The organism is Microbulbifer mangrovi, from assembly GCF_002009015.1.
In the GTDB taxonomy this organism is placed as follows: Bacteria; Pseudomonadota; Gammaproteobacteria; order Pseudomonadales; family Cellvibrionaceae; genus Microbulbifer; species Microbulbifer mangrovi.
The window spans coordinates 23865-36288 of record NZ_LZDE01000346.1 but is presented as its reverse complement, the minus strand read 5'-3'; the positions used below and the strand labels follow the sequence as shown (position 1 = coordinate 36288).

Genomic DNA, 12424 nt, shown 5'->3' with positions numbered 1-12424 from the left:
GAAAATGCGGAGCCCCCGGTTAAACCGAGGCGGGGAAGCTACTCGTCAAACCACTCGCTGAGGTAGTAGTTGGAAGAGCAGCGCTCAATGGCAGCAATATTATTCATTTTGCTCTATATGCCTTGCACTTTGCGCTTGATGATTGAAGCCCGATTAGCCGCTGTTACACCTACCAGCCAATCTTGACCTAATTTTTATCACGCTGAAAAAATACTGTAAAGCATTTCCGCAGAGCAATTTTATCTGCACTTAAATACACGGGACAGCCGAATTAACTGCAACATCCCCGATTCAATGAAACGCTTTCTTTCGTGGAAACAACCGGAATTTCAGGCCACAAAAAAAGGCCAGGAAGAAACAACCTTCCCGGCCTTTCAGGCTTACCCACACTTTAATGCTCGAGAAGGTAGCCGGCTACTGGTAGGGCTGATTCAGGTAAAAGTTGGACGATCGACCGTCTATTCCCACGCGCTTGGGCGAAACAGTACTCGCTCCGGTTGAGATATTGAACTGGTCAAATTCACTGAGCTTGTATCGCAACACATCCTCATAAACGACCGGTAAGCCACATTGAGCCTGGGTTCTGGATGTCTGCCCGTCTTCCTGCAAAATATAGACATTGCCGCTGCCATCTACGATGCCGCTGCCATCCGGGGTAAAGAAAATAGACGTCGCTTCATCGACACCAATACCCTGGATACCCGTGGGCAAGCCCGCCATAAATGCCATCAGCCGCCCCATGCGATCGCGCTCGCTAAAATGGGTATCGACAATCACGCCCTGCATGATGTTGGTGCTCAGGAAATCCGAGGAGATATTGATGTATTCGTGACACAAGTCGGTGACCGCCTCCGACGAATAGGCGCCGAGTACACCATCGGGATCATAGATGGATTCTGACTGCACGGCGGCACCAGCCGATGTACCACCCAGCACCCCGCCACGGGCCATAACCTGATCCAGCGCTTGATGCAGCGCAGTACCCTGCCACTGATTGAGATAGTCAGACTGGTCTCCACCGGCGATCCATACAAACTCCGCAGAATTCACCGCCCAGGTAACATAGTCATCATTGGCGTATTGCGGGCGATCCACAATGAGAGTTTCCACAGAGTCGGCGTTTAGCAAACCCATCAGATAATCGTTGTAGCCATCGCTGCCGCTGGTACGCAGTACCACAACGTCGCCACCGCCTATCAACGGTTCAACCCTGCGCGTAAAGGCCGCATCCACATCGCTGCCGCCCCCCATTACCAGCAGGCCACCTGCACCCTGCTCCACACAAATGTCCGCTTCGCTGCCGGTGATATACCGGGTGAGGCCGCCAGGCTTATCGGGGCGCGCTCCCAGCTCGCAGTTTCCACCGCCGCTGCTGCCGCCACTACTGCCACCGCTGCTGCTTCCACCACCACTGCTGCTCCCGGTATCGGGGATGCCATCCACGGTGAGGGTGTAATCTCCACGGCCACTGTAGCGAGTCACCTTGAGTGTATACAGGCCGTTTCCATCTACATAAACACTGGCGGCTTCAGGCCGATCGCCGGTTTCCGCACTGTAGAGTCGCTGGGACACGTCGTACAGGTGCCAATCGAAATCATCGCCACTGGCATGATCCAGGGAAATATCCAGATTCGCGGGGGAATCGATATTGAAGTAGTACCAGTCCTGATCGCGGCGATTGGCGATATTGCCTGCGACAGCCTGGGTAGAACACAGAGGGCCATCGGCATCGGACTCGGCGTCATTCGATTCACTTTCCGCGGACACGCAGGCAAAAGCGCCGTGACTAAATACGGAAAACAACAATACGGGTATCAGTTTACTTCCCATGATTGGCTCCTTGAGGCTTGTTTATTTTTATTGCCACGCAAGGGTACCCAAGGGATCGACCCCGAACATTGAATTCGGGGTCGACGGGAAAAAACAGTCAAGTTTGGGAAAAAACAGAACAGTTTGCAGCGCGAATCAGAGTCCGCAGTCAAGTGCATCCAGCAGCATATGCGTGACCAGACCAATACCCAGCCAGCGTACCGGCTTCCAGGGTAAAAACATCATGGCCCCGTAAAAAGAGATGGGGAACATTTTGTGCAGGGGATGAAAATTGATGCTGCAGCGGCCTGGATCGTAAATCGGGGAAGCCAGTAAATGGTCGAGATCTACCAGATTGGCTGCCAGCATCACCAGTGCCGCTTTCTTCCAATCATCGCGAAAGAAAAACCACGCAAGTGCCAGTGGAACCAGGACATGTAAAACAATATGGATATAGCTGAACATCAAGACGGCATCAATTCTTCGGCGGAAATGGAACCCAGGCCCTCTTCGATATCCTGGCGTATGGCGGTGCGGACCTTCTGCTCATGGCCACTGGCGATGGCGGCAATCAGGTCCTGGTGTCGATCCGGTAACTCCTGTACACCAAAACGCTGAAATACCAGATGCTGCAGCGGGGCGGTCTGCAGCCACAGACTTTCGATCAGCGACAGGATGATGTGCGGTCGGCCGAGACGATAGAGAGTGAAATGGAACTCGAGGTTGGCGGTGACGTATTCCTGGATGTCGTTTTTATCCAGGGAGGCGGTTACCCGATCATCCAGGGCCTTCAGTACCGCCAGCTCTTCCTCACCGACGAATGGCAGTGCCTGGGCCGCGGCCTGACACTCCAGAGCCACCCGCGCTGCACAGATTTCATCCAGCTTTTCACGGGTCATGGTGGGCACGGTGACACGGCGGGTATCCGACAGCTCCAGCGCGCGCTCGGAGGTCAGTCGACGCAGCGCCTCGCGCACCGGCATCGGACTGCAATCCAGATCGGCGGCGAGACCGCGAATGGTAATCGCCCTGCCCGGCAGGAACTGGCCGCGCAATATGGCGTCGCGCACCTGATAGTAGACACGCTCCTGGGTGGTGCGAAACTCTTCCTGCGGCTCGGTAAACTCGGCGTTTGTCAAAGGCAGCCCCGTAATACTGGTATCGAAAAGCGCCCGCAGGTGCGCGCCGCGCGCCTCAGGCAGACATCGCCAGGGCCAGTTTGTGTGGCGCCTGGTCGCTGCCGACTGCGATCAATGCATCGGCAATGGCGCCAGTTTGCCACATTTCAAAGAAATCCTCCGCTACCTGCTTGCCGGCCTCAGTCACAGCATTCCAGTATTTGAGGCGCTCCTCGGTGGAGAGCTTCACAAAATCGTCCCGATCAGGGATCTTGCCGAATGGTAACTTGGCCACCCAGGCTGGAGAGGGAGCCACCAGAATCACATTGTCCATGGCCCCACCGCGCACCCAGCGCCAGCGGAAACTCTTGTCGAACCAGCCCGGCACCATGTAGGGAAAGAAGTGCGGATACAGCACCAGCCCCTGCGGATGCTCAAAGCCGAGGTCGAAATGGTAGTCGGTAATGCCACCATCCCGGTAATTACCCGCCGGCGCCCCGGTCGGGGTGGGTACACCGGCCATCACCAGCGGGATGGAGCCCGATGCCAGCACGGCCGGACACACATTTTCCGCACTGAGCGGGGTATTGACCGTGGAGAGATTACGGAATGCAACGGAGGGCGCCTCCCCGGAATGGAACACAACCCGGTCCCAGAAGGCCCGCAGGGTCCGACGGCTCACGGCATTGGCCAGTGCCGATGCCAGTAGCGCCGGCGCCAGCACCGCCTTGTTATCGCTGCCGAGGGGGCCACGTCCGCGCACGGTGACGAAATGGCTGCGCCACACGGGATTGGCCGCCACCTGGGCTGCACCCTCCTCGCCCAGCACATCGAGCAGGATTTTCTCGCCGGCAGCGGTAATCTCCCCCGGCGTGGGGCGCTCACTGGCATAGGTCTGGTTTACGTACCCATATTCCAGTTTCTCCAGAGAAGCCATGGGATCTGACGTGGCGTAGCACATATTGCGGAAACTGCCGATGGAAGACCCTAATGTCGCGATGGGCTCCTTGCGGCCGCGAAAAAATTCACCGATCAGCACACGGTCAAGCTGGCTGATAGACAACCACTTGGGGCCACCGGACGCGCCCACCAGGGTGGACACCATCTGCTGCTGCAGGCCTTCCTCGCGTACCCTGCGCGCGGCACTGGCCCCGGCCAGCACAACACAATTCTCGAATTTTTTCGCTTTCGCCATCTTTGCGCCCACAAACTACTGTCTTTCGTGATTACCGCTCGCTAGTGATTACCACTCGCCGGTGTTTTCCATTGACGCCCACGGCTCCTGCGGCTCGAGCGCATCGCCCTTCTGCAGCAGCTCAATGGAGATATTGTCCGGTGAGCGCACAAAAGCCATGTGACCGTCGCGGGGTGGTCGATTAATGGTCACCCCCATATCCATCAGTCGCTGGCAGGTTTCATAGATATTGTCCACGCGGTATGCCAGATGGCCGAAGTTGCGGCCGCCGGAATAGGTTTCCGGGTCCCAGTTGTAGGTGAGCTCGAGGCATGGACGCTTGTCACCATTAGCGGTGTCTGCATCGCCGGGGGCGGCAAGAAATACCAGGGTAAAACGTCCTTTCTCGTAATCATTGCGAGTGACCTCGTACAGGCCCAGTTTGTCGCAATAAAATTCCAGAGATTTCTCAAGGTCGGTGACTCGCACCATAGTGTGCAAATATTCCACTGCATCGCCTCCTTTGGGGGATTACAATCCCAGTACATCAATCAGGATGACTACTTTAGCCACCCGCCACAAAGTTACCAGAGCGAAATGTACCAAAAATACTATCGACAGTTTTTACAGGCAGCCCAAAAGGCGGCCTCACCAGATTGCGACTTACCAGTTTTGCACATGGCGTGTCACTCCCACCACTACTGGCCCGACGTGACCCTCAACGCTGTCAATGCCTACTGGCAGGACGCCGCCGAGATGGCAGACAGCAAATGGGACAAGATCTTCGGAGAAAAGATACCGGCCTTCCAGCGCGGTATAGCAAGTACCCTGAACCTGCCGGATCCGGCACAGATTGCCCTCGCGCCCAACACCCACGAGCTGATCTACCGGCTGCTCAGCGCTTTCGACCTGAGCCGGCCACTGCGTATCCTCACCACGGATGGAGAGTTCTACAGCTTCGCCCGCCAGCTGATGCGCCTGGAGGAACTGCCCACCGTGGAGGTGCACCGCATTCCTACACAACCTTTTGACTCCCTGACCGAGCGCTTTGAGCAGGCACTTCATAGCGGGGACTACCAGATCGCCTATGCCAGTCAGGTCTTTTTCGATTCCGGCGTGGCCTTTCCCGGTCTGCTGGAGCTGGCCGCGCGCAAACCGGAAAGTACCGAGATGGTCATTGACGGCTACCACGCTTTCTTCGCCCGCCCCACCGACCTCAGCGCCATCGCCGACAAGGTGTTCTATACCGCGGGCTCGTATAAATACCTGGGCGCGGGCGAGGGTATGTGCTTTATGAGCATTCCGCGCAACTGCCAATTGCGGCCGCTCAATACCGGCTGGTTCGCGGAAATGGCAGAACTGGAAAACCGCACGGAGGGTGTGGGCTTTGGCAACGACTGGCTGCGTTTCGCCGGCGCCACCATGGACTACTCTCCCCTCTACAAGGCGCTTGCGGTACTGGATCTGTACCACCAGGAGGGTATCAGCGTCGATGCCATACACGCACATGTGCAGCAAAACCAGTGCCGCTTTCTCGCCGCGATGGATGCCGCTCAGCACCCGCTGCTGAATCGTGAGAACCTGATTGCCCACGACCTGGAAAATGGTCACGGGCATTTCTTCACCTTCCGTTGCGGCAGTGCGGAAAACGCGGAATTTCTGCAGGCACAGCTGCGCGAAAAAAATGTGCTGTGCGATCGCCGACAACAGCTGTTGCGACTCGGTTTCGCCCTCTACCACCCGGAAGGCGAAACATTTGCGCGAATATTCAGCCAATGACTTGTCACCATTCACCTGATATTCATCTTCACAGCGTAACAATAGACACAATAGCTCAGAAGCAGCTATGAAGTATCACTGGCAATATTAAGGATTGGCCATGCAAAGAACCCTGAAACTATTTACCGCTGGCCTGCTGGCCGGACTTGTCGCCTTCACCACTGGCTGCGGCAGTGACGATAAAAGCCGCACCGCGGGCACTCTGATTTCAATCTCTGCACAGGGAGAGGCAAGCCAGGCGCCCGATATCGCCAACCTGTCCGCAGGCGTCGTGACCGAGGCCGATGACAGCAATGCGGCAATGCAGGCCAACGCGAAACAGATGGAAGCCTTGATGCAGGCAATCAAGAAGGCCGGCATTGAGGATAAAGATGTGCAAACCAGCGGTATCAGCCTCAATCCACGCTACGATTACCAGCCTAACCGCGAGCGCAAGATTATCGCTTACCAGGCGCGCAACACCGTCAGCATTACCGTGCACAAGCTGGATGAGCTGAGTGCAGTGATCGATGCAATGGCCGCTGCAGGTGCCAACCAGATACACGGCCCCAGCTTCTCGATTGGCGAACCCGAGCCCCTGCTGGCAAAGGCGCGCGAAAAAGCACTCGAGCAGGCTCAGGCTCGTGCGGAATCCTACGCTGAATCCCTGGGCACCAAGATCCGCAGAATTGTGAGCATTTCTGAAGGCAGCCACGGCGGTATGCCGCGACCGATGGCCCGCATGGAAATGGCGGCCGCCAAGGATAGCGCCAGCACCCCCATCGCACCGGGCGAGAGCAGTGTTTCAGTGAACTTGGAACTGGTGTTTGAGCTGGAAAAATAAATTTTCTGTGACAGGCTCGCATAAAAAATCCCGGCAAATGCCGGGATTTTTTATCGCTACTTATTCAGGCTGCTTGTAAACCTCCCCGCCCTTCATCACGAAACGCACCCGCTCCAGACTGGAGATATCTTCCAGCGGGTTGCCCGCAACTGCCACCATATCCGCCCACTTGCCAGCCGACACGCTACCCAGTTCATCCTGGGCATTGAGCAGTTGCGCCGCATTCCAGGTGGCCGCGCGGATGGCATCTGCCGGACTCATCCCACCCTGTACCATCAAAGAAAACTCCCTGGCATTGTCTCCGTGACGGCTGACACCGGTGTCGGTGCCAAAGGCGATTTTCACCCCCTTGCGGTGCGCGCGATAAAAGGTGTCCTGGATCAGCGGACCTATCTTCGCGGCCTTACTGCGCACCATCTCCGGGAAGAACCCATCGATGGCGGCCTTCTGGGTCACCCAATCGCCAGCCATCAAGGTCGGTACATACCAGGTGCCGTGCTCGACCATCAGCGCCATGGTTTTGTTGTCCATGTAAGTGCCGTGCTCGATGGAATCCACCCCCGCACGTATCGCCCGCTCCATACCTTCTTTGCCGTGGGCGTGTACCGCTACGGTAAACCCGTAGTCTTTTGCGGTGGCGACAATCGCTTCAACTTCATCTTCCATGAATTGAGGATTCTGTCCACTTTTTGCCACACTCAGCACGCCGCCCGTTGCGGTAATCTTGATCAGGTCCGCGCCGTCCTTGTAGCGCTGTCGCACCGCCTGGCGGGCACTGGCGACACCATTGACGACACCCTCTGCCGGTCCAGGACTTCCCATCAGCGTGTGGCGATAACCGTTTGTGGGATCTGCATGGCCACCGGTGGTAGCAATAGACTTGCCTGCGGTAAACACCCTGGGCCCCACAATCTCACCGCGATTAATGGCATTGCGCAGACTGACCGTGACATTGCTGTTGTCGCCCAGATCCCGCACCGTGGTAAACCCGGCCATCAACGTGCGCTCGGCGGTATTGACCGCACGCAGAGTGTAATCCGCCGGGTTCCAGGTAAAGGTTTCGGTATAGGTACGCGGGCCATATTCGTAGGCCAGATGGGTATGCATATCCATCAGCCCCGGCAATACGGAAAACCCGCTGAGGTCGATCACGCGCTCGCCATCGCGCTGGGTAAACCCCCGCTCTACCGATTCCACCTTGCCATCCACCACATGTACCGTGCGCTGTTCGAGCAGGCGCCCGTCCTCGCTATCGAACAACCAGCCGGCGTGGACAGCAATATTCTCTGCCTGAACCAGGGAGGCAAATGCCACCAGGCACAATCCCAGTAGGCCGTGAAATACACCTTTCGCAGGCTTTGAAATGTTTTTGGGTGTGATCATGAAGTATCCAGTTTTTCGGGCGAATTGGGACATGCCCTGTTTATTGTGTCACTCGCGGGCATCGGTCGGCATGAGCTCGGTGCGCCGCGGCAACCCAATTTACCGTATCCAGCGGCCATAAAAAAAGCCCGACACATAGGGCCGGGCTTTTACAACTGCACGAAGATCCACTATTCAGCCGCCGGGAGCACCTCTACCTCACCGATGCCCAACTCCTCGATGGGCTTCTGAATCTGGCTCAGGTCACCCACCACCATCCAGGTGAATTGCCCTGGCGCAAGGTACTCTTTGGCCGCCGCCTCCACCTGCTCTTTGGTCAATGCGCTGACCCGCTGCGGGTAGTTGGCGATATATTCCGCGGGCAACCCCTTCTCTATCTGCCAGGCAATACTGGATAACAGCTGCCCTTTGGTCTGGAAGCGTGCACTCTGCTTCAGGACTTCATCGTCCTGATAATCTTTCAGCTCCCTTTCTTCTATCGGCCGTTTGCCTAAATACGCATTGTACTCTTTGAGCAGCTCTTGCATCGCCGGTGCGGTCTTATCGGTCTGCACGGGTGCGAAGACGATATACGGCCGCTGCGCCTCGGTATCCAGAGACACCGCGCGCGCGCCGTAAGACCAGTGTTTGTCTTCGCGCAGGTTCATGTTGACCCGCGAGGTAAATTTGCCGGCAATGGCTGAGGCCATCGCCTCAAACGCCTCAGCCCCTTCGGGTTGCCACGGTGGCATAACCAGCCCGGCCATAATATAACTCTGCTGTGCACCCGGCCGGTCGAGCAGGAAAATACGCGCTTTTTCCGGGCGTTGTACCACCGGTATTTCCAGTGCCGGTAGCGGATCGTTCGGCGCATCCCAACCGCCGAGGGTATCGTTCAGCAACTTCTGAATCTCATCCCTGGTAACGTCCCCCACAACTGTCAGCTGCGCGTTATCCGGTCTCAGCCAGGTTTTGTGAAAATTCACCAGGTCTTCGCGGGTAATAGACTTGACTGCCTCCGGCGTCCCGGAGCCAGTCAGCGGTGCGCCGTAGGGGTGATTTTCCCCAAACAGCAACGGCGGCAGCTTGCGCATAGCCAGCCCCTGGGGTTGCGCCTCTTCCTGGCGGATAGAGTCCAGCCAGTTGGACTTCACCCGGGCCAGATCCTCCTCCGGAAACAGGGGACTGGAAATCACATCCCGAAACAACTCCAGCGACGGCTCGAGCTGGGTTTTCAGGGCACTGAAACTGAGTGTGTTGTAATCCAGGCCACTGCCCGCGCCGATAGTTGCGCCCAGCTCTTCCTGACGCGCACTGAAGGCGAGGCTGTCAAAATCTCCCGCGCCTTCACTCAGCATACGCGCCACCACCGATGCCAGACCCGGTTGTTCGCCATCAGCGGAGGCGCCGCTGCGATATTGCAGACTCATAAACACCACCGGAGTATCGTGCCGCTCAGCCAGAACCACTTTGAGGCCGCTATCCAGGGTGAAGGACTGTTGCTCCGGAAGATCCAGCTCAACCGTCTTGTCCACCGCCGGCAATTCACTGCGATCCACATCCTTACCGGTAACCGCGAACTTTTCTTTCGGCGTGATGATCATGGTGAAATGATTGGGTTTAAGCCACTTGTGCGCCACATCCTGCACATCGTCCGCGGTCACCTTGGCGTAGTCTTCAATTCCCTTTAGCAGGGCTCCCGGGTCATCGTAATAAAACTCCGATCGGGCGAGCAGATCGGTTTTGCCGCCAAAGCCTCCGATTTTCTCCAGCCCTTTGACCAGGCTGGCAAACTCACTCTGTTTGATGCGGCGCAATTCCTCTTCACTCACACCGGTCTTGGCAAACTCGCGCAGCTCCTCATCAAGCAGCTTCTCGACGTGCTCCACCGATTGACCCGGCTTCACATCCACTATCACGATGACCTGCCCGGCGAGCTGGCGCGCGTAATAAAACGCGCTGACGCTGGTAGCCACCTTTTCATCCCGTACCAAGCGCCGGTACAGCAAGGAATTTTTACGATTGGCCAGCAGTGAGGTAAGCAGGTCCAGCGCGTCTTCTTCCTCACTGCCAATCGCCGGCACATTCCACACTTTGTAAATACGGGTTTGCGGTACCTGATCCGTGGTGACCAGGCGCTTATTGACCTGTATTGGCAGCTCCCAGTTCTTGAGTTCGTCCGGAACCGAGGTGCTGGGAATATCGCCAAAATACTCGCGTGCTTTTTTCATTGCCTCGTCGACCGTAATATCCCCGGCGATAACGAGAATGGCATTGGCGGGCTGGTAGTAATCGGAAAACCACTGCTTGACGTCGTCCAGGCTGGCCTCGTCGAGATCTTCCATGGACCCGATTGTGGTCCACGAATATGGATGGTCTGAGGGGAAAGTATTGGCGGCGATCAGGTCAAATGCCTGACCGTAGGGACGGTTCTCTCCCTGGCGTTTTTCGTTTTTCACTACCCCACGCTGCTCATCGAGCTTTTCCTGGCTGATGGCCCCCTTGAAGTGCCCCATCCGATCGGACTCCATCCACAGCGTCATGTCCAGCGCACCCACAGGCACGGTTTCAAAGTAATTGGTGCGATCGTTACTGGTAGTGCCATTCATATCGGTGGCACCGGAGCGCTGGAAAGGTTCGAAGTACTCGCCGGGAAAGTTCTCCGAACCATTGAACATCAGGTGTTCAAACAGATGGGCAAATCCGGTTTTGCCACGGGTCTCATCTTTCGACCCGACTTTGTACCAGATATTGACGGCCACAACCGGTGCCTTGTCGTCCTCGTGCACGATCACTGTAAGGCCGTTTTTTAGCTTTTCCTTGTGGTATGGCAACTCCATTTTGGGGGGCTGGACGTAAGCACCGTTACCACTGGCTGCAGCTTTGCTACTGGCGGCAGCTTCCTTATCCATGCGCAGGGCCTTGTGCACATTTTCGGAACGTTCACCGCCCTCCTCGTGCCGATCACAACCGCTCATCCCCGCAAGCATCAATAGGATGAACAAGCCGACGGGTCCCAGGGCACTTCGCATTTTCATTGTCACTTATCCTGAATTTGCATCCGTTCAATGCAGGCAAGTGTAGGCAAAAAAAACGGGCGCCGTGGCGCCCGAAATATACTTCACAGAGAGACGATGTCATCGCCAGAGAAAATCATTTGGCCGCAGGGCGGCCTTAGTGTTCCAATGTTCTGAAACTTTAAAGAGGTGGCCGATCAACGATCCTTTCAAGCCGCCGCGGAGTCTGCGTTGTTCAGTGCATCCTTGTGGCCGAAACGCTCTTCAGCGATACGGTCGGCAACATGGGCAGTGGTCTCACCCGATTCATCGGCGCGCTGGAAAACTTCTTCCATGGTGGTGCCGATAGTCTCGATATGGGCCTTCACCTGCTCAGCGCTGTATTCACCCAGCTCCTGACCCATCTGCTGGTAGTAAACATCGATGATGCCACCGGCGTTGATCACGTAATCCGGCGCGTACAGGATGCCTTTCTCTTTCAGTACCTGCGCGTGGCGCTCTTCGGCCAGCTGGTTGTTGGCCGCGCCGGCGATGACGCCGACTTTCAGGCGATCAATGGTGTTGTCATTGAGGATTGCACCCAGAGCACAGGGCGCAAACAGATCCACGTCCAGGTCAAAAATTTCATCGGCTCCAACAGCAGTGGCGTCCAGCTCATTTACTGCGCGGTCGACGTTGTCCTGGAAAATATCGGTAACATACAGTTCCGCGCCCGCCTCTTTCAGCAATTTGCCCAGGCGGAATCCCACATTGCCCACACCCTGGATGGAAACCTTCAGGCCGTTCAGGTCGGTACGGTTCCAGCGGTGTGCAACCGCGGCTTTCAGGCCCACAAACACACCATAGGCAGTGGACGGAGACGGGTCGCCACCGTGTTCCTGACCGGCGATTACGCCAGAAACAAATTTGCTGCGCTCAGCGATGATTTTCATATCGGCAACACTGGTGCCGGAATCTTCCGCAGTGATGTAGCGGCCACCCAGAGTATTGAGGAAGTCACCCATCGCGCGCAGCAGTTCGGGGGTTTTCTCTTTGCGCGGATCGCCGATGATTACGGACTTGCCGCCACCCAGCTTCAGGCCGGCCATGGCAGATTTGTAGGTCATTCCACGTGACAGACGCAGAACATCGTTGAGCGCTTCGGAGTCGTCGGCATAGGGCCACATGCGACAACCACCCAGTGCCGGCCCCAGATTGGTGTTGTGCACCGCGATAATCGCTTTCAGGCCGCTTTTTGCGTCGTGATAAAAGGCGACTTCTTCGTGGTTATCGTAGGCGGGGTGGGAAAAAATACTCATAACAATCCTCTCCGGAGGCCGGTTTTACGTCGGCGCCAGACGCG

10 protein-coding genes are annotated in these 12424 nt (G+C 56.7%); 2 read left to right on the top strand and 8 right to left on the bottom strand.

The window, feature by feature from the left end; genetic code table 11:
* Positions 1-414 precede the first annotated feature (414 nt).
* The 5 genes from B4U49_RS17840 to B4U49_RS17820 all read right to left on the bottom strand — a co-directional run bounded on the left by B4U49_RS17840 (position 415) and on the right by B4U49_RS17820 (position 4611).
* Positions 415-1830 carry a Type 1 glutamine amidotransferase-like domain-containing protein gene (locus tag B4U49_RS17840; protein WP_078085967.1) on the bottom strand — a complete coding sequence of 472 codons (1416 nt, stop codon included), beginning with the start codon at positions 1828-1830 and terminating at the stop codon, positions 415-417.
* 135 nt (positions 1831-1965) lie between these two features.
* Positions 1966-2274: a DUF6122 family protein gene (locus B4U49_RS17835; RefSeq protein ID WP_078085966.1), complete on the bottom strand. Its 309-nt coding sequence runs from the start codon at positions 2272-2274 to the stop codon at positions 1966-1968.
* Positions 2274-2948 (bottom strand): GntR family transcriptional regulator, encoded by a 675-nt coding sequence (locus tag B4U49_RS17830; protein ID WP_078085965.1) that lies wholly within the window; start codon positions 2946-2948, stop codon positions 2274-2276. Before B4U49_RS17830 ends, B4U49_RS17835 begins: the two co-directional genes overlap by 1 nt.
* Positions 2949-3003: 55 nt before the next feature.
* Positions 3004-4122: a hypothetical protein gene (locus B4U49_RS17825; RefSeq protein WP_078085964.1), complete on the bottom strand. Its 1119-nt coding sequence runs from the start codon at positions 4120-4122 to the stop codon at positions 3004-3006.
* A gap of 48 nt (positions 4123-4170) precedes the next feature.
* Positions 4171-4611 carry a VOC family protein gene (locus B4U49_RS17820; protein ID WP_078085963.1) on the bottom strand — a complete coding sequence of 147 codons (441 nt, stop codon included), beginning with the start codon at positions 4609-4611 and terminating at the stop codon, positions 4171-4173.
* 168 nt (positions 4612-4779) lie between these two features.
* Here B4U49_RS17820 and B4U49_RS17815 point away from each other — a divergent pair, with 168 nt between their 5' ends.
* Both B4U49_RS17815 and B4U49_RS17810 read left to right on the top strand, forming a co-directional pair.
* On the top strand, positions 4780-5880 hold the full coding sequence (locus B4U49_RS17815) for an aminotransferase class V-fold PLP-dependent enzyme (protein ID WP_239692699.1): 1101 nt from the start codon (positions 4780-4782) through the stop codon (positions 5878-5880).
* A gap of 100 nt (positions 5881-5980) precedes the next feature.
* On the top strand, positions 5981-6703 hold the full coding sequence (locus B4U49_RS17810; RefSeq protein ID WP_078085961.1) for an SIMPL domain-containing protein: 723 nt from the start codon (positions 5981-5983) through the stop codon (positions 6701-6703).
* Positions 6704-6763: 60 nt separating this feature from the next.
* On the opposite strand, the gene B4U49_RS17805 is transcribed toward B4U49_RS17810, so the two are convergent.
* The 3 genes from B4U49_RS17805 to B4U49_RS17795 form a co-directional block, all read right to left on the bottom strand.
* Positions 6764-8086, bottom strand: a complete 1323-nt coding sequence (locus tag B4U49_RS17805) for a metal-dependent hydrolase family protein (protein ID WP_078085960.1) — start codon at positions 8084-8086, stop codon at positions 6764-6766.
* A 170-nt stretch (positions 8087-8256) separates the two neighbouring features.
* Positions 8257-11103, bottom strand: coding sequence for a M16 family metallopeptidase (locus tag B4U49_RS17800; RefSeq protein WP_078085959.1), 2847 nt, complete (start codon positions 11101-11103; stop codon positions 8257-8259).
* A gap of 188 nt (positions 11104-11291) precedes the next feature.
* Complete coding sequence (locus B4U49_RS17795; protein ID WP_078085958.1) at positions 11292-12380, bottom strand: Glu/Leu/Phe/Val dehydrogenase dimerization domain-containing protein; 1089 nt, start codon at positions 12378-12380, stop codon at positions 11292-11294.
* Positions 12381-12424: the final 44 nt, after the last annotated feature.